The organism is Mucilaginibacter frigoritolerans, assembly GCF_007830615.1.
Lineage (GTDB): Bacteria > Bacteroidota > Bacteroidia > Sphingobacteriales > Sphingobacteriaceae > Mucilaginibacter > Mucilaginibacter frigoritolerans.
Map to the genome: position 1 here is coordinate 208,993 of NZ_VLLI01000011.1, position 26,091 is coordinate 235,083.

The 26,091-nt window shown below is 40.8% G+C and carries 18 protein-coding genes; 6 read left to right on the forward strand and 12 right to left on the reverse strand.

Translation table 11 applies throughout. The features are described from left to right. The first annotated feature begins 130 nt into the window (after window positions 1-130). The 4 genes from truB (at window position 131) to JN11_RS18325 (ending at window position 3,398) form a co-directional block, all read left to right on the forward strand. On the forward strand, window positions 131-862 hold the full coding sequence (gene truB, locus JN11_RS18310; protein WP_144914868.1) for a tRNA pseudouridine(55) synthase TruB: 732 nt from the start codon (window positions 131-133) through the stop codon (window positions 860-862). Beyond that, window positions 859-1,785, forward strand: coding sequence for a bifunctional riboflavin kinase/FAD synthetase (locus JN11_RS18315; RefSeq protein ID WP_144914870.1), 927 nt, complete (start codon window positions 859-861; stop codon window positions 1,783-1,785). The genes truB and JN11_RS18315 overlap by 4 nt, the downstream gene beginning before the upstream one ends. 131 nt (window positions 1,786-1,916) lie before the next feature. Next, complete coding sequence (locus tag JN11_RS18320; protein WP_144914871.1) at window positions 1,917-2,978, forward strand: DUF2157 domain-containing protein; 1,062 nt, start codon at window positions 1,917-1,919, stop codon at window positions 2,976-2,978. 9 nt (window positions 2,979-2,987) lie between these two features. Then, on the forward strand, window positions 2,988-3,398 hold the full coding sequence (locus JN11_RS18325; protein WP_144914873.1) for a hypothetical protein: 411 nt from the start codon (window positions 2,988-2,990) through the stop codon (window positions 3,396-3,398). 12 nt (window positions 3,399-3,410) lie between these two features. Here the strand turns inward: JN11_RS18325 and JN11_RS18330 are convergent, their stop codons facing one another. Then, a complete protein-coding gene (locus JN11_RS18330; RefSeq protein ID WP_144914874.1) occupies window positions 3,411-4,034 on the reverse strand; it encodes a LysE family translocator in 624 nt (207 codons plus the stop codon). Window positions 4,035-4,142: 108 nt separating this feature from the next. On the opposite strand from JN11_RS18330, the gene JN11_RS18335 reads away from it, so the two are divergent. Next, a complete protein-coding gene (locus JN11_RS18335) occupies window positions 4,143-5,066 on the forward strand; it encodes a cobalamin-binding protein (protein ID WP_144914876.1) in 924 nt (307 codons plus the stop codon). Window positions 5,067-5,087: 21 nt separating this feature from the next. Here the strand turns inward: JN11_RS18335 and JN11_RS18340 are convergent, their stop codons facing one another. Then, window positions 5,088-8,222, reverse strand: a complete 3,135-nt coding sequence (locus tag JN11_RS18340) for an AsmA family protein (protein ID WP_144914877.1) — start codon at window positions 8,220-8,222, stop codon at window positions 5,088-5,090. A gap of 181 nt (window positions 8,223-8,403) precedes the next feature. After that, a complete protein-coding gene (locus JN11_RS18345; protein ID WP_144914879.1) occupies window positions 8,404-9,012 on the reverse strand; it encodes an START domain-containing protein in 609 nt (202 codons plus the stop codon). Window positions 9,013-9,500: 488 nt separating this feature from the next. Between JN11_RS18345 and JN11_RS18350 the strand changes: the two genes are divergently transcribed. Next, complete coding sequence (locus tag JN11_RS18350) at window positions 9,501-14,336, forward strand: Ig-like domain-containing protein (RefSeq protein ID WP_144914881.1); 4,836 nt, start codon at window positions 9,501-9,503, stop codon at window positions 14,334-14,336. 14 nt (window positions 14,337-14,350) lie between these two features. Here JN11_RS18350 and JN11_RS18355 read toward each other — a convergent pair whose 3' ends face one another. The 9 genes from JN11_RS18355 to JN11_RS18390 all read right to left on the reverse strand — a co-directional run. After that, complete coding sequence (locus JN11_RS18355; RefSeq protein WP_144914882.1) at window positions 14,351-15,268, reverse strand: PD40 domain-containing protein; 918 nt, start codon at window positions 15,266-15,268, stop codon at window positions 14,351-14,353. Window positions 15,269-15,487: 219 nt separating this feature from the next. After that, the gene (locus JN11_RS18360; protein WP_144914884.1) at window positions 15,488-16,630 is read right to left on the reverse strand and encodes a formylglycine-generating enzyme family protein; all 1,143 of its coding nucleotides are present in this window, start codon (window positions 16,628-16,630) and stop codon (window positions 15,488-15,490) included. 9 nt (window positions 16,631-16,639) lie between these two features. Beyond that, window positions 16,640-18,499 (reverse strand): arylsulfatase, encoded by a 1,860-nt coding sequence (locus JN11_RS18365; protein WP_144914920.1) that lies wholly within the window; start codon window positions 18,497-18,499, stop codon window positions 16,640-16,642. A gap of 4 nt (window positions 18,500-18,503) precedes the next feature. After that, window positions 18,504-19,454, reverse strand: coding sequence for a sterol desaturase family protein (locus JN11_RS18370; RefSeq protein ID WP_144914885.1), 951 nt, complete (start codon window positions 19,452-19,454; stop codon window positions 18,504-18,506). Further along, window positions 19,438-19,638: a hypothetical protein gene (locus tag JN11_RS18375; RefSeq protein ID WP_144914887.1), complete on the reverse strand. Its 201-nt coding sequence runs from the start codon at window positions 19,636-19,638 to the stop codon at window positions 19,438-19,440. The genes JN11_RS18370 and JN11_RS18375 overlap by 17 nt, the downstream gene beginning before the upstream one ends. Beyond that, the gene (locus tag JN11_RS24505) at window positions 19,635-19,805 is read right to left on the reverse strand and encodes a hypothetical protein (protein WP_170227791.1); all 171 of its coding nucleotides are present in this window, start codon (window positions 19,803-19,805) and stop codon (window positions 19,635-19,637) included. Before JN11_RS24505 ends, JN11_RS18375 begins: the two co-directional genes overlap by 4 nt. 28 nt (window positions 19,806-19,833) lie before the next feature. Next, window positions 19,834-21,321 (reverse strand): RagB/SusD family nutrient uptake outer membrane protein, encoded by a 1,488-nt coding sequence (locus tag JN11_RS18380; protein WP_144914889.1) that lies wholly within the window; start codon window positions 21,319-21,321, stop codon window positions 19,834-19,836. Between the two features lie 21 nt (window positions 21,322-21,342). Further along, window positions 21,343-24,474 carry a SusC/RagA family TonB-linked outer membrane protein gene (locus JN11_RS18385; protein ID WP_144914890.1) on the reverse strand — a complete coding sequence of 1,044 codons (3,132 nt, stop codon included), beginning with the start codon at window positions 24,472-24,474 and terminating at the stop codon, window positions 21,343-21,345. Between the two features lie 1,280 nt (window positions 24,475-25,754). Further along, on the reverse strand, window positions 25,755-26,091 hold a 337-nt coding region (locus JN11_RS18390), incomplete at its 5' end, for a T9SS type A sorting domain-containing protein (protein WP_144914892.1).

Below are 26,091 nucleotides of genomic sequence, written 5' to 3' on the forward strand. Positions count from 1 at the left end.
TCAGCAGTAATTGGTGCTTTAATCTTTTAAAAAAGACTCAAAAACATCTTTTAATCCTAAAAGCTTAAAAATCATATTCAGACAGCTACCTTTGCACCTTATTTGCAAGGTTTCTGAAAAAAACAACATATTGAATAACCCATTTACTAAAATAGAGGACTTTACCGAAGGACAGTTATTATTGGTTAACAAACCTTATAACTGGACCAGCTTTGATGTGGTGGGCAAAATCCGCAATGCTTTTAAACCTTTAAAACTAAAGGTAGGTCATGCCGGCACGCTTGATCCGCTGGCTTCCGGTCTGCTCATTATCTGCACCGGTAAAATGACTAAACAGATCGATACCTTTCAGGCACAGGAAAAAGAATACACCGGCACCATGGTATTGGGCGAAACCACGCCCTCTTACGATATGGAAACCGAAGCCGATCAAAAATTCGATATCAGCCATATTACGGAACACGATATAAAAGCAGCCTGTAAACAATTTATTGGTGATATACAGCAATATCCGCCAGCCCATTCGGCCATCAAAATTGATGGGGAGCGCCTGTACGAAAAGGCCCGTCGCGGCGAAGAGGTTGAACTGCGTTTACGAAATGTAACCATAACCGAGTTCGAAATAACCAATATAGCACTTCCTGAAATTAATTTCAGGGTAGTATGCAGCAAAGGCACTTATATCCGTTCATTAGTGAATGATTTTGGGAAAGCACTGAATAACGGCGCTTATCTTTCCAAATTAAGACGTACCCGTAGCGGTGATTATAAAGTTGATGATGCCTGGGAAGTGATGGAGCTGGTAAATATCATCAGAGATTTAAAAACGATTAAAGAGATTTCACCGATTACTGAAAAATGAAAATCTACCATCACATTGATGATTTTGAAAGATTAGACAATGCAGTTGTTACCATTGGTACTTTTGACGGGGTACACCAGGGGCACCGTAAAATAATAGCCAATATTAAAGACCTTGCAGAAAGCACCGGCGGCGAAACGGTTTTGCTTACTTTTTTCCCGCATCCACGGATGATTTTACACCCTGAAGATGAAAGCATCAAACTGATCAACACCATTAATGAAAAGGCCGAACTGTTGGAGAAATTAGGAGTCGATCACCTGATTATTACACCATTTTCGCGCGATTTTTCCAATCAAACTGCCGAAGAATACATCAAGGATATACTGGTAAATAAAATCGGCACCAAAAAAATAGTAATCGGTTACGATCATCGTTTTGGTAAAGACCGCCAGGGCGGCCTGGAAGATTTCCTGCGCCTTGGCCCCGTTTACGGATTTGATGTAATTGAAATACCTGAACAGGACATTAACGAAGTTGCCGTAAGTTCAACAAGGATCCGCACGGCCCTTTTGGCAAATGATATTGAACAGGCCAATACCTTTTTAGGTTATCCGTTTTTTATTACCGGCACAGTAACACGCGGCGACCAAATTGGCAGGCAAATTGGTTATCCTACAGCCAATATTGTTATTGAAGAAAGGTATAAACTTATTCCTGCCGATGGTATTTTTGCAGTTAAGGTAACTATTGATGGGATTATTCATAAAGGGATGGCCTATATTGGCAGCAGACCAACCGTAAACGGATTAACCCGAAACATTGAAGTAAATATTTTTGATTTCAACCGTGAAATTTATAACCAGCGTATTAGCATGGAGTTTTTGAACTTTGTGCGTGGCGATATCAAATTTTCCTCTCTTGATGAGTTAAAGGCCCAATTGGCACAAGACAAAATTGATATAACGGCTTTGTTGGCTTGATGGCTCATAGTTTATAGATCCTAAGTTGTTAATGATTAGCTAATTTGTTCAATATCCGCTATCTTGCACTAACAGTTTTGGTTTAGCTTTGTTAAACTATTAAAATCAACCATGAACTATAGGCTATCCTCATGAGTAAACTCAACCTCGATAAGCAGGAAAGTGATTTTTTAAACAAAGCTATTTCGCATTGGGAAAAAGACCATCTGATTGATGCCGGCCTTGCCGAAAGTCTGCGTAAATCATACGAGGTTAAAGGTTTCGACTGGATGCGGCTGGCCAAATATTCATTTTGGATAGCTTTGTTTTGCGGGATGATTGCTGTTGGATCGCTCATTATTGATAACAAAGTAATTAAATGGCTCGAAAGCCTGTATTATACCCCTGATATTGTAATCAGCGCCGTTTCGGCCGTTGTAGCTGCATTGGCGTTTTATTTCGGCAGGCTATGGGAAAAGAAACACCCTGAAAAAGTTTTCAGTAATGAGGCCATTATTTTTACCGGCGTATTGTTTACCGCTTGTTGCATTGCCTATCTGGGTAAAACTTTTGATAATGGTTCGGGCCATTTTTCCCTATTATTTTTGCTCTCTGTTTTTGTGTATGGCTTTTTGGCCTACCGGATGGAATCGCGCCTTATATGGCTTTTTGCATTGGTATCACTAGGTAGCTGGTTTGGTACTGAAACGGGTTATCAAACCCACTGGAGCTATTACTTTTTAGGGATGAATTACCCATTACGTTTTGTGCTATTTGGCCTGGTGCTGGTAAGCAGTTGCCACATTTCAAAAAAACAACAATGGTTTAATTTCTTTTGGGAGCTTACCTATGTAGTAGGTTTACTTTACCTGTTTATGTCCTTGTGGCTGTTAAGCATATTTGGCAACCTGGGCAGTATTGATACCTGGTGGCACATCAAGCAAATCAGTTTATTTTATTGGGGGATAATTGCAGGAGCGGTAGCAGCCTTGTTCCTTTTTTATGGCTTAAAAACCAAAGATGTAATAGCCAGGGAATTTGGCATTACCTTCCTCCTGATTTTTATCTATACCAAATACTTCGAATATTTTTGGGAGCATACCAACAAAACCCTGTTCTTCGCCATTCTGGCCGGCTCATTTTGGTTGATAGGGAGCAAAGCCGAAAAGATCTGGAATTTCAAGTCGCGCACCAGTCAGCAGCAAAATGTATAATTCTTAACCATGAAAAACCTTATTATCTGTATACTTCCATTAATATTCTTTGCATCCTGCCAGCAAAATATGGTGGCGAATGAAAAAACTGCTGATAGGGTAATCGGCAAATGGCGAATGTATGAAACCGTGGATTTTCAAAATAATGATGACTCAGCAGCAGTAAAATGCAATGTTTGTCCGGAAGTAGAATTCTCTAAAAACTACACCGGGTTTATCAAAAGCGCTGACGCCGGATTATTTTATTTTAAATGGAAAATTGATAATGATGCCCTGGTTATTCATCAGAATAAAAACGGTCAGACTAATGACATCATGAATGATGGTAATTATAAACTGACCCTTTTCGATAACATCCCCATAAAAGAAATGTCATTGACAGATACTGTGCGAAACATCAAATATATTTTAAGTAAGTAAATTATCTAGCAGTTAGTGCTTAAAAAACACCAGGTATATCTGCTTAACTATATGATAGGCAGCAAATCCAAAAAACAACACTGCTATACCGGTATTGATAAACTTATTACTTAATGCAAATTTACTTTGTATGTATTTTGCAAATTTGGCATATAGAAACAGGGCCAAAAATGCGCCACCAGCCGCTCCAATACTAAAAATAACCAGCGCCAGTTTGCCGTCTAATATCCATTCGTGGGTAATTAAATAAGTACCGGTAATCATCCAGAATGGCACCTGCATGGGGTTTAAAAAACCAAGTAATATGCCATATTTTATACTTTCCTGGTCTGAGTAATTAGTATCTGGCGTTTTTTTACGGTGTATCCATGTAATAGCGCCCAGTACACCAAATAAAACTACCATCACCCAGTCAATTATAGTATCCAACTTTACCTCGCCCGAAAGCCATTTGGCGGCATGCATAATAAAATAGGTAAAAAAGAACTCAACACACGAAAAGGAGATGATGAACATCATGGCTTGCTTAAAGCCACGGTTTATGGTGATCTGTACCAGGGTAAGGTTTATGTTCCCCGGGGGAATATACCCCACGAAGTTAGCAATGATCCCAATGAAAAAAGTTAGCAATATCATGCCTCAAAGTAACAGGTTTTACTGTTAATCACCATAAACTCTTTTTGTTTCATAAAATAAATAGCATAACCCTTTATTAACAATAATTACATTTGCACAGCTAAAAATATGCAAACTAAAATAATTTCCCTGTTACCGGCTGCAACTGAGATAGTTTACGCTTTGGGTCTTGAAGCAAACCTTGTTGGCCGCTCACACGAGTGCGACTTTCCCGAAACGATAAAACAATTGCCGGTATGCTCTGAAGCCAACTTTCCGGATGGCTTAAGCAGTGCCGCCATTGATGTAAAAGTAAAAGAAATACTAGCTGATGCGCTTTCGGTTTACTCGGTAAAACGCGAGGTAATTAAACAACTGGCCCCTGATGTAGTGATAACCCAGGCACAGTGTGAAGTTTGTGCAGTATCATTAACAGAAGTGGAAGAAGCACTGGAAAACTACCTGGATAAAGATGCCCGGATTATTTCCCTGCAACCCAACAGTCTGGATGATATTTTTAACGATATAAAAAACGTTGCCGATGGCTTAAATGTAACCGAAGCCGGAAATGCTTTGCTGGAGGATTTGCACGAACGGGTGGACATTATCCGTCACAAATTAAAGTTTATTGAAAACAAACCAACCATTGCCTGTATTGAATGGCTGGAACCGCTAATGCTTTCGGGCAACTGGGTACCTGATCTGGTTAGCATTGCAGGTGGTATTTCCATGTTAACAGAAACAGGCAAACATTCGCCTTATGTGGAATGGGTTGACATTCGTTTGCAGGACCCCGATATTTTGGTGGTGATGCCATGTGGATTTCCTATCCAGCGTACCCTTAAAGAAATTGACCTGCTGCTTCAATTACCAGGCTTTGGCGAGCTGAAAGCCGTAAAAAACAACCGCGTTTACATTGCCGATGGCAATCAGTATTTTAATCGCCCCGGCCCACGCATAGTTGATTCTATTGAAATACTGGCCGAAATCATCAACCCAAAACAATTTAGCTTTGGTTATGAAGGTGGTGGCTGGATAAAATTCACCTTGTAGGTTAATATTTAAATCAAAAAATTAGCGCCCGGGATCATTGTCTTCCGTTTCTTTCAGTTCGTCTCCTTGCTTGCCTCGGCCCAAATGGATGATAGGTTTGGTTTCTGTTCCGGTAATGGTCATTGGGATACCCAGTATACCTAATGGCGGCAAGCCTAATCTGAAGTGAAGATTCAGTGCATTATCAAAGCTAACCTGTCCATCAAACTTTAACCTAAACCCAGCCATACGCATTTTAGTTTGTTTAATGGTGATAATATTATTGGCCACAGTAGTTTCTATATTAACCTTCGAAACATCGCCGCTGTCAATTCCTTTATGGTCGGTTTTACTACCAACAGCGCTAAACAATTTAAATCCTTTCAATTTCACCTTTTCAACAGATAATACCCCGCCACCTGTTAATGAAGGATAAACAGGTTTCATATCGCTGTTCAGTCTTCCCGCAAGCTTATAATCCAACGAGATTAAGCCTTCCGCATTTTTGGCAGAAGTTGCCATATCCCTGAAAAGTTTTATTTGCTGATACGCTTTTTTAACATCAAAATTTTGCGCGTTAATATGATAGTCAAACGTTGCCTTTGTCGGGCTGCTGCTGGCATAAGTGGCATCCATACTTACCGGGGTTCCAATTAAAGTAAAACCTGTTTGCTTTAAAATAATGTTGCCGTTGTTAATGGTCATTTGTCCTTTAGCATCTTTAAGCTCCAGGCCATTGTATTTTATCTTCTTAACATCAGCTGTAAAATTTAAATTAAGGTTCTTTGGTACCATGATCACGCCTGATGGCCCCGGACCAGCCTTACCTGTTTCAGTTGGTGAAGTATTGGCGAAGGCCATAAAATCGTCCGCAATAATAGATGGACTACTAAAGTTAAAATCGCCATTCAAAACTGAGCCCGGTTTTGTAGCATACCCAATAACGTTTGACAGCGCACCGTTTAATATAATAGTTGACTTACCATAAGTGGCTTTAAACGCATCAAACTGCATTTTATCCTGGTTAAAGCTGAATGTGCCATTTTTTATAATAAACGGTTTTGGGAAAAGCTCTGATGATAAAGCAATATCGTTCACCTGCATAGAGCCTGAATTGCTTAGTTTATCATATCGCCCGGCTATAGCATCACTCTGCTTTCCTTTTAAGGATAAGTGCGTAGTTACAAGCCCTTTTACACCATATCCTTTTATAGCAAATACCTGATATATTTTGCCTACATCCAATGTACCCTGTGATTGAATATTGTATTGAAGGTTACTAAAATCATTAAGGTAAGCACTTACTGAAAACGGTTTATCTTCAAAAACAAAAGATGCTGGTTTTATTACCACCTTCAATCCTTTTAATGAGCCGTTGCTATTAGTAATTTGAGTATTAACCTGAATATTTTGAATTGAATGAGGATAATATTTAGTTTGAATTGAACCATTCTTCAAATTGATATTAGCAGTAGTAACCGGGAAAACATGCTTTGCTGGCACGTATTTACCCTTAATTTGCATATTGGCCAGCAGCATCCCCGAAATTGTATATCCTGCATCAAGAGGGTAAAACTTTTTAATATCTGCTAAATTAAATCTGGCATCAAGCGCAGCATCCATAGGGTCCCCTGGGGCAGCACTAATTTTAAAATTTCCTTTAATATAATTATCAAGTGCCTTGGCATTCAGGTTTTGGATCTCAAAAGTAGCATGCTCGTAATTATTGTCAGGGCATTCTGCATTTACATTAAAGCTGATATCCTGTAAAGCCTCGGGTAATGACGCATATTTAAAATAACCATTGGTAAAGGATGATTTCAGGCTAAATTTCGGGATGCTGGTAATAACGGTATCTACTTTTCTGATACCAATCCGTTTTATCCCGGTAGCATATTTTCCACTGGCCAATAAGTGTAATGAATACCGTCCTTTTAGCTTAACCGGTTTTACACCAAATGCATTATTCCACTTTTCCAGATCGATTTCAGTGTTTACCTTAGCATAGATATCCGGCTTTTTAACACCTTTTACCCGTATTATAGAACTGAAATAATCTTTGCCCATATTAAAATATAAGGAGTCGAGATTTACCTGTAAGCTATCAGGATCCAAACCGGGGAGTTTGGTTTCAAAATTCACATACAGGTTACTGATAGGTACCGGCGATTTTTCGTTATTGATATAACCGTTCCGCACATTCACCTTTAAATTCAAATCGGGCATAATACTATCGGCAGCAATATATTTGCCGGCAAGCTCCAATTGCAGATTCCCAATACCATTCACCTCTGTTTTTTCAAGCCATTTCAAATAACTCGGGGGCAAAGCGGTTAGCATATCATGCAGGCTGCTTTCGTTCGAATTTATTTTAAAATCCATATCATACCCGTTTTTCAAAAACGCAAACTTGCCAATAAACTTTACAGGCAGTTGGTTAATAAGCAGGTCGTTTTTTTGAAAAACAAAAGCCAGCGATTTGGTATTGATTTTGGTGATCAGATCGGCATTTACCTTTTTACCTAACACATAAGCATTGTTATTATAGTAAAAATCAACCGATGCCATTTCGGTATGGGTGTACAGGTCAAAAACATCTTTACTTAAATCGCCCTTGCCTGTATAATTAATACCCCGGGCAATAAATTGCATGGGCAGGGAACGGTCATTATAAACCAGGCGGCTGTTCTCAATTAAAATCTGGTTAATACCTAACGATGCACTGCTGGTATCGGCAGGAGACGTTGTTGAGGCTGACTTTGGTTTATAAACGTTATAATTTACGTGCCCCGCAGTATCTGCCTGTATATTAATAAAGGCCTGGTTTAAAAATATTTTATTAATGGTGATCTTCTTTTCAAAAACTGAGCTGAGATCAATCCCGAATGAAACCTCTTTGGCCGCTATCAGGGTATCATTTTGAAATGGCGCACTGCCTTTTAAGGACAGATCGTAAAGCGTGAGTGTAAGGCTTGGGAAATGTTTAAAGAACGATAAGCCCGTACCTGAAAACTGTAATTGCCCGTTGATGCTACCATTGGCCCACTGTTTTATTTTAGTACTAACCGTTTGCGGAAACAGGTAGGGCAAAGCAAATAGCAGGAGCAACAAACTAGCTGTAGTAATGGCTGCGATTTTTACTGCTTTTAATAATTTATGGGTGACTGATGAGCTCATACGAGGAAATTGAACGGCAAAAGGGGATTGTTAAAAATTTATCAAAAGAAGTAATTAGGCGTAGCGAAAATAAGGAAACCAGTAACAACATTTATACAAAATGTTATAATTTAACAGAAATTTAAAATAATTGCATTGATTTTCAAGCCAATAGCCCAGGACGCAGGTATTAAATACCTGGCTATTTTTTATACTTTATTCTCAGCAGCTCTTTTAGCTTCACAAATGAATTGTACGGGCCAATAGCTAAAGTAGCATTAACCAGCCAAACGGGGATACTGCCTCCGGGGTCAACGCTGAAAGTATAATCGACCTTTAGTTTATTGTTGGGTAATTGTGTTACTTTCCAGGTTGCCAATGAGTAAGGTACTCTAATGTAGTTGTTGTTTTTAGGCAAGTAACCCGGAAGACTTTTAGCTTGTACATTTAAAATATCCGGTGTATCATTAATATTAAGCTCTACAATAAGATCGCGGTCTTTTATTGGCCAGGGTAAGCGCGATTCGGTGTAATAAATAATCCTTTCGGGACTTATTGTTTTTAAGATGGTTGATTTCTTGTTCGAAAAAACCCAATCATTATAATTAGGAATGTCTTGCAGGGTATTGATCAATTGCTCCTTAGTGGCATCCAACTCGCAAACAACCCTTAGCTCTTTTAAGTTGCCTACCGGCGATTTTTTTATATAGACCTCAATTCCATTTTCATTTCTTTTGAGTTCCCAGTTATCCTGCGCCCTGGCGGATAAAAGACAAAATGCCAGTAAACTAAAAAGAACTAATTTTTTCATGCAATAGTATGATAAACAGAATAAAATGAAAATTGGCCCTTTCTCTTTATCATTAAAAAGTCATATAACGCATGGCCTTAAATTAAATTATTCCCAAACGTTACTTAATGATAATTTATCTCATTTTTAATTTACAGGTTAAACATGCTAAACTAATTTAAACTTAATGTTGCCTTTATGTTTCTATATAAAATTTGAAGCATTAAAATGCTGTTTCAGACATATACTCACTTAAATCAGACATAAAATATTTAATATGGTTTATTATATTGGTTAAAATTACCGATATTAACGCAAAAAACAGTTTCTACCGGCTGTTATCTACCGAACAATTTAACCGGATTGGTGTTACCCCTTCTTTAGCTTGGGTATGCTTTTAGCATTCACGGAATTAATGTTGTTGATTTATTTTGAGAACATCATTAAATCAATAAACTTTCCTGCTTGACAATAAATGATAATGTGCACTAAAAATATACGTAACATTTATGAGGATCCGGTTACTCATCTGCCTTCTTCTATTCATATTTGCATACAACGGGTATGGTCAGTGTACGCTTAATGTGGTGCTTTCTCAGCCTTCGGTTGGTATTTGTGCAGGTAATGTAGCCACTTTATCAGCAAATGGCGGTGATACTTATACCTGGTACAATGCCGCCAGTGGAGGAAGCGTAGTAGGAACGGGCCAAACCTTTACAACACCTGTACTAAACAATACCACAACCTATTATGTAGTGGTATCATTAAGTGGCTGTACAAGTGTCCCTTTGCCGGTAACTGCCATTGTAACACCCTTTCCGCAAGCACCAACTGCTAATGCCGTTTCCATTTGTTATGGTTCAACCGCCAATTTACATGCCAGCGGATCATCAGACATTTTTAACTGGTATACTACACCAACAGGTGGTACCTCATTAATTTCAAGTCCTGATTATACCACCCCGCCTTTAACAGCAAGCGCCACCTATTATGTAGAAAACACTTCAAACGGCTGCGAAAGTCCACGGACAGCGGTTAGTGTAACCGTAAACGCAATTCCTGCTGCTCCGGCTACACAGGATGTTACCATTTGTTATGGAACCAATGCTTCATTAACAGCAAGCGGCTCAACAGGCACTTATCAATGGTTTGATGCCCTGTCAGGAGGGAATTTTTTAGCGAGTGGCCCTACTTTTAACACACCTGTTTTAAAAAACTCCACTACTTATTATGTTCAGGCAACAAATGGCGAATGCACCAGTACCCGAACACCAGTAAATGTTAATGTAACACCTCAGCTATCCCCTCCGGCTGTTTCTGGGGCCATTATATGTTCAGGATCTGTTACTACGTTAACGGCAGTTTCCCAGGGCGGTACTTACCAGTGGTACAGCACGGCATCCGGGGGGAATCCTTTAGCAACAACAGCCACTTTTACCACCCCGCCATTAACTGCAACCACCACTTACTATGTAGAAAATACTTTTGCAGGCTGTACCAGCCCAAGGGTTGCTGTAACTGTTACAGTGCTTGCCCCTACTCCTGCTCCAACCGCTTCCGGAACCAGTGTTTGTTCCGGGGGCCCGGCAACACTTACAGCAACTGGTACAGGCAGCAGCTATGCCTGGTATGATGCAGCCACCGGGGGTAATTTACTATCCTCATCACAGGTTTTCGTAACCCCGGCATTAACGGCCACCGTCACCTATTATGTAGAAACAACCGCTAATGACTGTACAAGCCCGAGAACCGCTGTAAGCGTAACCGTAAATTCAATACCTGCAGCGCCAACAGCTAATGGCACTTCTACCTGTCCTGGCACATCAGCCAATTTAACAGCTTCAGGTACCGGCACTATTCAGTGGTATGACGCCGCCACAGGGGGGACTTTACTTGCAACAGGAGGATCTTATAATACACCGGCTTTAAGTAAAACCACTACCTATTATGTGCAAAGCACAAATGGGCAATGCATCAGTTCGCGAACGGCTGTAACGGTTACCGTTCCTTCTGTAAGCCAGCCGCAGTTTCAATACCCTTCGGGCACTTTTTGTATTGCCGGGGCAAACCCATCGCCTGTTATTAATAATCCGGCAGGCGGAACTTTTTCCGCAACCCCTGCAGGGTTAGTTTTTGTAAGTAATACAACCGGACAAATCGATATTACAGCCAGTACACCGGGAAAATACACTATAAAGTTTACCGGTAATGATGTCTGCTCAACAGTCTCAACGGCTCCCGTTGCTATTGCCGCAGCAGCATTATCCCAGTTTTCATATAACGGCCCCTATTGCCAGGATGATGTTAATCCGCTGCCCAATTATGTTACCGGGGCAAGCGGTGGCAATTTCAGTGCAACACCTGCGGGCCTGGTTTTTGTAAGCACAAGCACCGGGCAAATTGATCTGGCTGCAAGTAGCCAAGGCAATTATACTGTAACCAATACCATTGCGGCAACCGGAGGTTGTCCATCAAGCACTGCTACAGCTAATGTTATTATTTATCAAAGGGTAAATGTTAGTGCAGGTGCGGCGCAAACCGTACTAACGGGTTCTGTTGTTCAGTTAGCGGGCAGCATTACGGGCGGCACCACCAGCGGACAATGGACTGGCGGTACCGGATCTTTCTCAAATCCAACATCCCCGACTTCCACCTATACCCCCGGCCCAGGTGAAACATCTGCTACGCTCACCTTAACATCTGCTGATCCTACGGGTCCATGCGGGCCAAAATCAAGCCAGGTGATTATTACTTTTGATAATTCATTAAATGCACCTACAGCAACAGGAACAAATGTTTGCCCGGGAAGCAGTGCCACTTTAACAGCAAGTGCAACAACAGGCACATTGCAATGGTTTAATGCAGCAACCGGAGGTACGTTATTAGCAACCGGTTCTATTTATACCACTCCGCCACTCAACATCACTGCTACTTATTATGTACAAGCAGTAAGCAATGGTATTGCCAGTAACAGAACTGCAGTTACCGTAACTGTAAATACTATCCCAACAGCACCTGTTGTAACAAATAGCATAGCATGTTCGGGTAGCACAACAACATTAACAGCAGGCGGATCTACAGGCGTTTATGAATGGTACGATGCCCCCACCGGCGGTAATCTTATTTTTACCGGTAGCAGTTACGTAACCCCGGTATTAACTGTTAACACAACTTATTATGTACAGGCAAACAACAATGGCTGTATAAGCCCGCGCACTCAGGTTAATGTTTCGGTTACACCCGTACCTGATATTACCAGCGGTGCAACGCAAAATATTTGCAGCGGTAACGCATTAAACTATACCATTACCGCCAGTATGCCAAACGCTACATTTTTATGGAGCCGCGCTGCTATTGCCGGAATAAGTAATGCAGCGGTTACCAGCCAAACATCGGGCACTATTACCGAAACCCTTATCAATACCACCGGTCACTTAATAAATGTAACCTATGTTATTACTGCATTTAATGGCAGTTGCCCGGGGCCATCCCTTAACTATGTAGTTACGGTTTATCCAATACCTGTGGTAACCAGTCCACCAACATATACTATTTGTGATTATAGCGTGGTTAATTACACCGTTACCTTCAACACGCCGGGGACTACCTTTGCCTGGAGCCGTGCTGCCGTTAATGGCATAAGCAATGCAGCAGTATCCGGGCAAACATCGCCTACTATAAGAGAAGCCTTGTATAACACTACCAATGCTCCGATTGATGTTACTTATGTTATTACCTCACAAACCAGTACCTGTACGGGGGTAACATTTAATTTGGTGGTCACCGTAAATCCAAATGCGGCAATCAGCAGTGATGTATCGCAAAACGCATGTAGCGGATCTGTCTTTAGCTATACTATTCAGTCAAATATCCCATCTGCAACATTTACCTGGAGCAGGGATGCTACAGCCGGTATCAGTAACGCACCTGTATCCAACCAAACGTCAGGCACTATAAGCGAAACGCTAATAAACACCACCAATGCGCCTATAAGGGTAGTTTATAATGTTATTCCTACAGCTTTTGGCTGCGAAGGCACACCATTTCAGTACGGCGTTATTGTAAACCCACCTCCGGCTACTCCGGTTGCTACCAGCAATTCACCGGTTTGTATTGATGGCAGCATTAACTTAAGTACCGATGCTGTACAAGATGCGACTTACCAATGGACGGGCCCTAATGGATTTAATTCAACAGCACAAAGTCCATCATTCGACAATATAACCCAGGCAAATGCAGGAGTTTACAGCGTGGTGGTATCTGTAAACGGTTGTCCCAGCCAGCCAGGTACCGTTAACGTTGTTATTGATCTACCCCCCATTGCCAATGCGGGACCCGACCAATTAGTATGCGCAACTACTCCGTCGGTGCAATTGGCCGGGGTCATCACAGGTGGTAACACCACAGGGATTTGGTCAACCGCCGGAACGGGAACTTTCAGTCCGTCAAATACGGCATTAAATGCGCAATATATTCCATCACCTGCAGATACCACCGCAGGCTCGGTTACGCTTACCTTAACATCCACTGGTAATTGTAATACATCCGCGTCAAGCATGACTATAAAATTCGGTCCATCACCCGCCACAATTGCGGGTCCAAATCAAACGGTTTGTTCCCAGACAAATACGGTACAATTGGCCGGACAGCTTTTAATTGGCGGAGGTGCACAGTGGAGCTCATCCGGAACCGGGTTTTTCAGCCCATCAGATACTAAACCTGATGCGATTTATATTCCATCGGCACAGGATATCAAAAATGGTTCGGTAGAATTAACATTAAGGGCAACAGGTGCCTCCAGTTGTTTTATTGCGACGAACAGTTTAAAGGTGGATTTCTCTCCACCACCAACTGTTAATGCCGGGGGTACCAGGTACGTTTTAAAAGGGTATACCATTACACTAGATCCGGTAGTGAGCGAAAGCGATGTAACTTATTTGTGGATACCCGATGTTGACATCAGCAATACCAGTATAAAAAACCCGGTAATTACCGGGGATATTGACCGCACCTATACTTTAACCGTAACCGATAGCAAAGGATGCGTAACTTCTGATGTAGTTTCTATCATTGTATCGCCCAAATTAGTTGTCCCCAATACATTTACGCCAAATGCTGACGGAATAAATGATTACTGGGACATTGTAGGACTTGAAGCCTACGAACATGCAACGGTTGACATATTTACCCGGTGGGGACAAAAAGTTTATCACTCCATAGGATACGACAAACCCTGGGATGGAACCTTCAACAATGGTCGGTTACCTGTTGGGGTATACTATTACGTTATTGACACCAAAGTTAACGGGCAAATACTATCAGGCTATATCACGCTGATCCGGTAATATTTCAGGTTGATTTACATAGATGGTTTTAATTTCTGAAACAATGTATCAAACCGGACCCAGTAAATATGGCAATCAGCCGGGCTTGTACCTTTCGAATAAAAAAGATATTTACCATCAGGCGTAACATATTCACCCCATCGATGAGCAACACCATCATTAATTAAAGGGCCAAGACTAACGGGTTCCGTCCAGGTATTATCCGGCTTCCGGAAGCTGATGTCCAGTTCGCATTCAAATGTTTTGGTCTCTTTAGCACTTATAATCATGTAAGATTCATCACTGGCGATGTAAAAATCACCATCAAAGCCGGGCGTATTTATCGGCGGACCAAGACTCTGAATAACAGTATCTTTTGCCGACATGGTAAGTGTGCAAATATCATAAGTGCTAAAATCTTTTCTATCGCCCTGGTGCGCATTGCTTCCCACATAACAAACTCCACTTAGCGTAGGCATAAAATCATACAAACCGTAATCTTTCTCTAAATAAACAACCGGCTCCGTCCAACCTGTTTGCGTTCGTTTTGATTGCCAAACAAAAGCATGCTTGCCATCGCCCTTGCCGCCTAAAAAATAAAGTGTTTTATTATCAGTTGAAAAAGTAGGCGCATAGTAAAATGCATTTAAAATAAATGGACCATTCCATTTGCCATGTACGTATTTAAAGTATCTTACTTTTGAATTTTTATTGCTGAACCAGGTGGTATTGCTCGGATAATAAAACTCTTTGCCATCATCAGAAAATGCCACCCTGTCAAGCGGGAAGGTATCTCGTTGCGTTAGCAAATTACGGGCAAAAATTTGGGGCGTATCTGATGGTGGCTTCTGGCCCAGATAGGCATCCTTGCTCCTCCAAAATTTAGATTGTGCATGGAGACTGAAACTAAAACCAGCCACAAAAATGATTGATAAATAAAAAGGCCTGCTCATACTTTTTTAAGTTAAGTGGAATCAATGCTCCATCAAACTTAATGTAACTGTATATACCGCGCCAATTCAAATCCAGTTCAAGTTTGTTCAAAATATATATCACTGGGCCGGTGATAACAACAGACAGGTAGAAATATTAAAGAATCTTTATTTCTGAGCTATTTGATTTATGAAATAATAAAAGCGCCCGGACAAATAATCCAGGCGCTTTTTACAAACTTAATCCTGCACACACCTGAATCCAAGGTGTTCCATTCCACTGTCTTCTGTGCTTTTCATACGTCGTGCTACACGGTAGCCCGTGCAATAACTTTCATTACATAAAAATGAACCTCCACGCACGACCCTTTTTTTGGCATACGGTTCATCCGGATCATAACTGTTTGCCGGGCCCTTTGGGTTACTGACGCCGCCTGGTTTATTTATGGATTGATAGTAGGTATTGTTATAATAATCTGCACACCATTCCCAAACATTGCCAGCCATGTCATACAAACCATAACCATTGGGTGCAAATGAGGCTACCGGGGCCAGACCGTAAAATTTGTCCTTCACGGTATTTTTATCAGGGAAATGCCCCTGCCATGTGTTGGCTTTGGGCTTACCCACATCAACCTGTTCATTACCCCAGGGATAAATTTTGTTTTGTAAACCACCCCTAGCTGCCCATTCCCATTCGGCTTCTGTTGGCAACCGTTTACCTGCCCATTTGCAATAAGCTACTGCATCATACCATGATATATGCACCACAGGGTAATTATCTTTCCCTTTAATGTTACTATCCGGCCCATGCGGGTGTTTCCAGCTTGCGCCTGCTTTCCAGGCCCACCATTGGGTATAATCATTCAGGTCAACCGCGCCTTTGGGTGGATCAAACACCAATGATGCGGCAACCAGTAAACTATCGGCGGGCTTGGCAGTGCCTGGGGGCAATTGTTTTTTCAATTCGTTCCAGTCGGGTTTACGCTCGGCAGTTGTAATATACCCGGTGGCGTGCACAAAGCGGGCAAACTGAGCATTGGTAACCGCCGTAGTATCCATCCAAAAACCGTTAACATTAACTTTATGCTTGGGATATTCGTCATCCAATGCTTGTTTGTTATCTGCACCCATCATAAATGTACCGGCCTTTATCCATACCATTCCTTTGTGCGCATCATTTACCTTCAAATCAGGAACAATGACCGGGTTTGTATGAAGCACTGCAAATCTTTTTGGGATATTGGATTCGCAGCAGATTGCTTTTTTTGCGCCGCAAACAACTGCCGGTATCTTAACAATACCGGCAGTTGTTTGAGCATTTTGCGTACAGCTGCAAAAAATAATCAGCAATAGGAATAGAAACGAAAGCTGCCTTATCATAATACTTTATTATTTACCTGGGTTATTTACCGGCCCTGTTGTATGATGTATCCGGCCTTTAAGTACATCCTCCCAATCAATAAACGGATATAGATGATTCTTTTGCGCCTGGTCTTCAAACAGCGCTTTTAACTCATTTAATTTCTCAGGATATTTCGCCGCCAGGTTAATGCGTTCAGTATAATCGGTATTCAGGTCATACAATTCCCAAACATCTTTGCTAAAGTTATTAACTGTATCCACGCCAGGTTTAAATTTGCCATAGTCTGTAAAATCAGGGTGATGGTATACTTCTGCTTTCCAGCCATCTTTATAAATAGACCTGGAGCCAAAAATATAATAATACTGTACCCGGTGCCGTGAAGCTGCCTTAGCATCATTAAAGGAATACACTAATGAGGTTCCCTGCAAAGTGTCCTGTTTTATACCTCGGATATATTCTGGCGGAGCAATGCCCAAATATTCAAGCGTGGTAGGCAACAGGTCATTCACATGGCCATATTGCGTACGGATGCTCCCGGCATCTTTTATGCCCTTCGGATAATAAACAATTAAAGGATTACGGGTACCACCTTCGGCATTGGCATCCTGTTTCCAATATTTAAACGGCGTATTTGCGGCTTGTGCCCAACCTAAAGGATAATTTGTTTGCTTGCCTTCAGGGGTTCCAATCTCTCCTATTTTGTCCAGGTTATGTTGTATATTTTCCTGTTCGTTAGCTGCTTTTGAAAAAATCTGACGATCAATATCACCATTCAGCGATCCTTCTTTACTTGCGCCATTATCACCAATAACCACAAATATTAAAGTGTTATCAAGCTGTTTACTGGTTTTTAAGTATTGAATTAAACGGCCAACCTGTGCATCGGCATAAGTTAAATACCCAGCGTAAACTTCCATAAAACGGGCATACAGTTTCTTTTCATCGGGCGAAAGCGCATCCCAGGCTTTAATGTTCGGATTACGATCAGGTAAAACGGCGTTAGCAGGTATTATGCCCTGTTTTTTCTGATTTTCAAAAACCCTTTTTCTGAAAACATCCCATCCTTCATCAAACTTACCTTTATATAAATCGCTCCATTCATGACTCACCTGGTGCGGTGCATGTGTTGCCGCAGGTGCATAATAAAGGAAGAAAGGTTTATCAGGTGCTACCCGCTGTTGACGGCTCAGGTAACTAATAGCCTTATCGGTAATTTGTTCGTTAAGGTTACGTCCATCAGGTGTTACGTGGGCATTATCTTCAACCAGGTCGGGTTGGTACTGATCAGTTTGTGAACCCAAAAAGCCAAAAAAGTGATCAAAGCCTTTTCCGGATGGCCAGCGGTCAAACGGGCCGGCATCGGTTGCATCTTCATCGGGTGTTAAGCCATATTTACCTACGGCAAAAGTGTTATAGCCACTTTCGCGCAAAATCTCGGCTATAGTTCCTTTATCTGACGGAATCCGGCCATCATACCCCGGAAAGCCTGCTGATAAAATTGTATGTGAAAATCCACCCTCATGTACATAGTGATGGTTTCGGCCGGTTAATAAGGCTGCCCGTGTTGGCGCGCAAATACCCGCCGTATGAAAATTAGTATACCTTAAGCCCTGGTTGGCCAATGTATCAAAATTGGGCGTTTTGATTACCCCGCCAAATGTTGATGACGCCCCAAAGCCAACATCATCCAATAATATCCAAATTACATTTGGTGCACCTTTAGGTGCCTTGATATTAGGTGTCCAAGCCTCTTTTGAATCAGCAGTGGTTTTACCGATAACACCCGTAAATGGTTGTTGCTGCTGGGTATAGTTTTGGGCATGGGCGTAACTGAAAGCCAGCACACCCGTAAATGCCAATAAGTGTTTGATTTTAATTTTTTTCATCATTTTAACTGTTTGGATAAGATGGCTGCAAAGAGGCAAGTTGGGGTTCAGCCTGTTCGCCAGAAAGCGGTTCTTTATCTATATCAATACGAACCATAGGGCCACTTGGCGCCAGTTCACTTCCTTCAACTTTTGATTTAAATATGGGCCACAATAATTGTGCATACCATTGGTCGCCTTCATAATGAGATATTCCATAAGCTTTCGGATATTGCCTGGATATTAACGCTGTACCGAAAATAATATCCCATAAAAAAAACATGTTACCGAAGTTGCCCTTGTAATAGCCAACGCCATCATCAGTAGTAGCTGCATGGTGTGCATGGTGAGTTGCAGGCGTTGAAATAAGCCTTTCCAATACCCAGGCTATAGGATGTAGTACTTTATATTTATAAAAAGGTTTGTCCCATGGAATACTTGAATGCGCCAGCGTGGTAATGGTTGATTTAATTACCCTTACGGCTATAGCCGAGATACCTAAACCCAGATAAACCAATGCCGCAGTAAGATATATCTGCGAAAAAAAGATTGTATAAATCACATTCTGCCTGCTGGCCATTGCCATACCCATGTATGATGCCGAGTGATGTGTACGATGAAAACGCCACAACCATGGAATTTGGTGGTGCAGGCGGTGGTACCAGTACTGCGTTAAATCATCTGCAACAGCTATAATGGCAAATCCCCATATAAAGGGCACCCAGCTAAATACATTTTTAAATGCCGGAAATATGTGGGGCAAAAGCGTTACACTATAATAAGCAACCGCCGGCTGCACCACAAGCCGTGGCAGAACAAAGCAGGCAATATCAACATAGCGCTCGTTTTTGGGCCATTTCCTTTTGTAAAGCCCAAATGAAAATTCGAGCACCCCAATAAAAAATACTAAAAAGGGAAAACCGAAACCGTTCAGGTTATCCACTATTTTTCTGATGAATTCAATCGTTGTTTCCATTGTTTAAACTGGTTTTATTGTTTACTGATTTTACATTTTCTTTTTTAGGCGCTTTTTTCTCCCATGGCCTTTCACCGGTGATTAAAAAGGTAAGAAACATAAGCGCAATAGGCAGCAGATAAAGGAACAGGCTTAAAATCACGTTCCGGGTGATCTGCTTTTTAACTTCAGGTTCAACTTTCATGATGCTTCGGGTTTAATAGGTTTAACAATCGGTTGTTTTGTGGGATGGTCAGTCAACAGCTTTTGCGTAAGCCAAAGACCTCCTGTAATAATGACAAAAGGTACTATGGTGATAACAATGCCCACCAGTATCTTTTTTCCTAAAAGGGTTACATCTGATAATGTCATATATGCTTGATTTTTAATGGTTTAAAAATTAATTATATCCAGGGTTTTGTGTCAATTTCGGATCAATCTGGATTTCAACCAGCGGGATAGGAAATAAACTATTTTTGCTGCTTGCTGCTGATTTTGCAGGTAGTTTATGCAAGGCATCAACCAACACGGTACCACCCTGGCGCACCAGATCGAACCAGCGGTGCCCCTCCTGTATAAACTCTTTCCTTCGCTCTAAAAAAACAGAATCGCGGAAATCAGACTGACTTAAACCCGCTGTTAAGTTGGGGATGCCTGCTCTTTGCCTAACCTGGTTGATGGCATTGTAGGCATCACTGGTAGGTGCGCCACTAAGCTCATTTTGTGCCTCGGCATACATTAGTAAAACATCAGCATAGCGCAATACCGGGTAGTTAATGCCGCTTTGTATCTGTATGCTCAATGGCGAAAGGCTGTAATCAACAAACTTGTTAAAGTATGGCGCGTAAGAATTATTAAAAACTACCGTTTTGCCTGTAGCGGCATTATAAACAGAGCTATAAAAGGTTACCGCTCTCCGTTTATCGGCAGCGCTGAACAATTTATAAACGCTGCTATCAGCAGGTATATCAATAGGGAATGTTCCGGTATTGAATGAGGTAAACGATTCGCTTAAATATTGTGCACTGTTTGCCGCCCCAAGGTTTGTTTCAAATTGCACAGAGAATATATGTTCAACCCCATTTTTGGTAGCCTTTTGAAAAGCATCGTAGTAATTGGGGAAAAGGCTATAACCATAACCACCATTAATTACCGTATTAAGTTCGGTAATAGCATCGGTCCAATCCTGACGGGTTAAATAAACTTTAGCCAATAAAGTATGTGCTGCACCTCCGCTTGCCCGGCCGATATCAACCCCTGAATAGGTCTTAGGTAAACTGGTGGCACTTTTAAGGTCGGTTACGATTTGCGCATAAACAGAATCAACAGATGTACGCTGAACCAAAAGGCTATTAACATCAATACTGCTGGGGTTATGCAATATCAATGGCACCGCACCGTATAAGCGCACCAGGTTAAAATATAAAAGGGCCCTTACAAATTTCGACTCCCTTACTAACCTGGCCCTCAATGTAGTATCCATTGATATTGCCGGAATATTATCAATAGCAATGTTAGCCCGGTTAATGCCATAGTAAAGCTGCTGCCAAACCTTTTGCACCCTGCTGTTTGATGAAATATAGGTTTCTGTTCCTAATGCCCTTACATCCGGGTTGGTGTTACTGGGGCTGTAAATCTGGTTATCGCTTGCGTTTTCAACCAATAAATTTAATTGCCTGCCATATAGTGGAAAATCACTTGCCGGATCGCTGTTTAATGTGCTGTAAACCGCATTTACTGCTGAAACGGCATCAGAGCTTGTTTTATAAAATTGAGAAGATACAATTACCGAGCTGGGGTTTTCGGTTAGCTTATTGCAGGAAATAAGCGTGCCAATTGCCAATACTCCGGTTAATAGGATGATTTTATATGATGTTATCTTTTTCATTGTGCTTTAATCTATTGGTTATTAAAAAGTGACACTAAGCCCTGCAAGGAAAGTTCTTACCGGCGGATAAGTGCCATAATCTATACCCTGTTTGGTGTTGTCGTTATCATAAAAACTCACTTCAGGATCAAGACCGGTATATTTGGTTATAGTGAAGATATTTTGGGCCGAAACATAAATTCTCAATTGTTTAGCACCGATTTTTGAAGCAACACTTTTATCGAAAGTGTAGCCAAGTGATGCATTTTTAAGTTTGAGGTATGAACCGTTTTCGATATAACGATCAGTTACCTGCGGCACCGGTGAGTCAGTAGCCCTTGCCACAGTACCATTTGGATTAGATGAGCTCCATCTGTTTAATAAAGTGGCCGAAGCATTTTGGGTAAGTGTTGGTCTTTCTAAAGTTTGCTGCAGCAGATTAAAGATTTTGCTACCATAAGAACCCTGGAAGAATACAGAAAGATCAAATTTTTTATAGGTAAACGTATTGGTGAAACTTCCGGTAAACTTAGGCTGCGCACTGCCCAGGTTATGCTTATCAGCAGTAGTAACCTGTCCGTCATTGTTATAGTCTACATACCTGGTATCACCAACTTTTTGTGGTACACCTGCCAATAGTGGTACTCCTTTTGACAGATCAGCTGCCGTTAAAAGCCCGTTAGTTGAGTATCCCCAAAAAGTACCTACAGGCAAGCCAACCTTAACAATTACCGGCGATACCTGCCCTGTAGGCGCCAAAGGATAATAACTGTTAACACCTGGACCAAGGCTTAATACTTTGTTCCTGTTTTCGGCAAATTGAATATTGGTTTTCCAGCTAAAATCATCGCTTTTAATATTGTCGGTGTTTATGCCAAGCTCAATACCCTTATTTTCCACGCTTCCAACGTTTTCCAGTTCACTGGCATAACCGGTATAAAGTGGCAGTGGTACGTTAAGTAATAAATTGCTGGTTTTTTTGTAATAGGCATCAAAAGTTAAATTGATACGCCCGCCGAATAATCCCGCATCAATGCCTGCATCATACTGGGTTGTTGTTTCCCACTTTAAATCGGGGTTGGGTAATTGCAATGGCGCAATACCGGTAACCAGCTTACCATCCAAATAATAATTAGTTGGCGCCAGGGCTGATAATGAGCTATATGGCGGCACCTCTGAGTTACCTGTTTGTCCGGCACTTAATCTTAGTTTTAAGTTACTGATGGTTTCTTTAAGAGGTCTAAAAAAATCTTCTCTGTCAACATTCCACGAGAAACCCGCTGACGGGAAATACCCCCACTTATTGTTTGCCCCCAATTTTGAGGAACCATCCGCACGGGCAGAAACGGTAACGTTGTATTTGTGCTCAAATGAATAATTTACCCTGGCCAGGTAAGAGTCTAAGGCCTCGGTAGCTGCGCTGGACGTTGGCAAATTAGCTACGCCTGCATATGAAAGATTATTGTAAGAAGTTAAATCATTAGGAAACTTCTGCGCAGAAGCAACAGACGAATTGAAGCGGGTATACTGAGTTGTATAACCTACCAGTATGTTTAAGTAGTTCTTATTATTAAAATTATGATCGTAAGTAAGTGTGTTTTCATTCAACCAGCTTAATTCATTGCCTGCTCCAATTGAAGCATAACCACTGGCGGCATAACCTGTTGAACTACCTGCGGGAGAGCCTGTGTAGGATGGGGCATAATAGTCCTGTGCAGTATTTAATATATCAGTACCAGCAGTAACTTTTAAAGTTAAATCAGTAAGCAATTTGTATTCGGCAGCCACATTTCCCAGGATACGGGTAAGCGTGGTGGTATTGGTGGTAGCAGTAATATCCTGCAACGGATTAGTTGGCGTTGCCAGGTATGGATTCGTTGTATTATAAGTACCATCCGGGTTCCTGATTAAAGCAAGCGGAGAGGCAAGTAATAAGTTAGCATAAGCATTGCTGAAGTTTATACTGTTATAAGCACTTCCATAAAGCTTGTTTTCTATTGACTGGCTTCCGAATATGTTGGTTGATATTTTGAATTTATCGGTTACGTTTTTCTCGTAGTTTACACGGGCCGAATATCTCTTAAAGCCGGTGTTTAAAATGTCGCCCTCTTGGTTAAAATAGTTACCGGAGATCAGATACCTTGATTTTTCATCTCCTCCTGAAATACTTAATTCATCATTCAGTACAGGTGCGTTTCTAAGAGCAGCATTTTGCCAGTTTGAACCGGCTCCTGCGGCAGCTATCTGACCTCCAGAAAAAGTTGGAGTAACGCCATCGCTCACGTTTACATCATTTACCAATGATTCCCATTGTGATGCATTAAGCAGATCGAGCTTTTTGGCTACTTTTTGAATGCCATAATAAGTACTGAAATTTACATTGTTAGTCCCCTTTTTGCCTTTTTTGGTGGTGATGATAACCACCCCATTGGCTCCATGCGAGCCATAAATAGCCGTGGCAGAAGCATCTTTCAATATTTCTATCGATTCTATATCACTTGGGTTGATGGTTGATAGTGCATTTATGCTGGTACCGTTTGAACCTACGTTGGTGTAATCATTATCGTTATAAATAATAAAACCATCAATTACATATAAAGGTGCATTACCAAATGATATAGAATTACCACCGCGTATCCTAATGGTAGCTGTACTACCTGGCTGACCGGAGTTTTGCGTTACTGCTACCCCCGGAACCGAACCCTGCAATAAATTATCAAACGATGCAGCCGGTTGGTTAAGAATGTTTTTGGGTACCGACCCTACAGAGCCGGTAAGGTCACTTTTTCTCTGTGTGCCATAGCCAACCACTACCACATCGTTTAGCTGGGCAATATTTTCGGCAAGTTGTATGTTTAACGGACTTCCGTTAGCCACTACCTCTTTGGTTTTGTAGCCAATAAAACTTACTATTAATGTGTAGGGAAACTTTTGACCGGTTACAATAGAAAAACGTCCGTTCGCTCCGGAAACCACTTCGTGGGTAACATTTTTAATACGTAATAAAACGCCTGCTATGGGCTGTTTGGTTAAGCTATCTGTAACTATACCCTCTAGCTTTGAATTGATTATAGGAGTTTCCTTTTGTGCAAAAACGGTAAAAGATATTATCGAAAAAAGGAGTGTAAGAAAGAGCTTATTAAGTACGTGTTTGGCATGGATATATATTTCCATATATTTAAATGTTTTATGTTAATGACTTGTTCGTTAGTAAAACTCGGTGACAATCAGCATGTGATTCGCAGTCTTGGCTGATCTGTCAGTGTAATGAACCGGCAAGGCTTCCTTGCCGGTTTTATTTTGGGGTGATTGTAAATTATGATTTCATTTTCTATTCAATATTTAAGTGGTGCAGCTTACCGCTTTCGGTTAAGACATAATTTGCCATTGGGATTTATTAAGGTGTTGGCAACCGGTTAATGGTATTGTGTTTTGCCGTTTAGCAACAACAACAGGAGTGGCACATCACATGTACTGTTCCAGTACATATAATATTTGATGAGCTGGTGTAAGAATGTAAAAGTGCTTTCATTGCGTTTGTTTTACGGCCCAAATATATAAATAAATTTAATATACTACTAAATATATAGACTAAATAGGCCTTTATGGAGATAGATCATTAATTTAGTCGATATCTGACAGTTCTCCTTCTTTTCCAACGTCTTACCTTTCTTGTTAAATCCAACTCATTATTTTATCAAAAATAAGCGACTTAACAACATTAACTATTATTAAATATTTCTTTATATTTAATAATAGCCTTGTAAACCAATCACTTATTAGCGTTATAAGTATAAACAATATGTCTCGTTTTCAACATAACCAGAAAAGATATTGGCATTTAAAAAGGCGACAAACAGACCATATGGTACTTTTAGATCATTCCTTATCATAATGGAGAAATTTCCAGGAACCTGTCGGACAGTATTTCTCTAAAGTTTAATAAAATAATTTTTTTTAATCAAAGTGATTTACCTGAAAAAAGATTTTTCTCAATAAAAACCTGAACGTGTTTATGTTTTATCATTTTTCCAAATAGGTTTCAGCATATATTCATTACAAAAATATTTTTCATTTGTAATGCCAGTTCGGTACACTTTTATATAAAATAGATGTCAATTTGGAACGAAAAAGGAATTTCATTTAAAGAAAAGGGGCAATAATCATTTGAATCACTATTCAAAACGAGCAATCAAGCAATTGTCCGATCATCTTATTATTGTAAATCCCTGTATGAATATGATGATTATCGGTCAGTTTCAGGGGCGCAAAAATGTGCTGATTGCATTTAAACATGACAACTATCTTATATTTTTCCCTCCAGCAGATGTTTCCTGCTCAGATGGAAAGAATTCAGTGTGGTTGAAATATTTTTTACTTTACTAACTCCCTCTAAAAAGGCAAAGCCCCTAGATTTTCATCCAGAGGCTTTGCCTTTTCTGAATATTTAAAAACTATAGCTTTATAAATGTACCCTGACCTATAATACTGTTATTACTGTTATTGAACACTTTCACAATATAAGTACCCGGAATAAGACTGCTTTCATCAGTTTGCCAGGTTGTGTCTGCTGAAGTTACATCCTGGATCACTACCCCTGCCATATTATAAATTTTGATGGCATAGCTTTTTGGTGTAGTTCCAGACGCTGTTGACGAACTAATCGGATCAACAATAGACACATTTAAAATACTCTTACATGGATTTGGATAAATACCGATGCGTGTAGCTTGCAAGTTATTGCCGGTATTGCCATACATTATAGTAACCACATTTGAGTAGGTTATACCT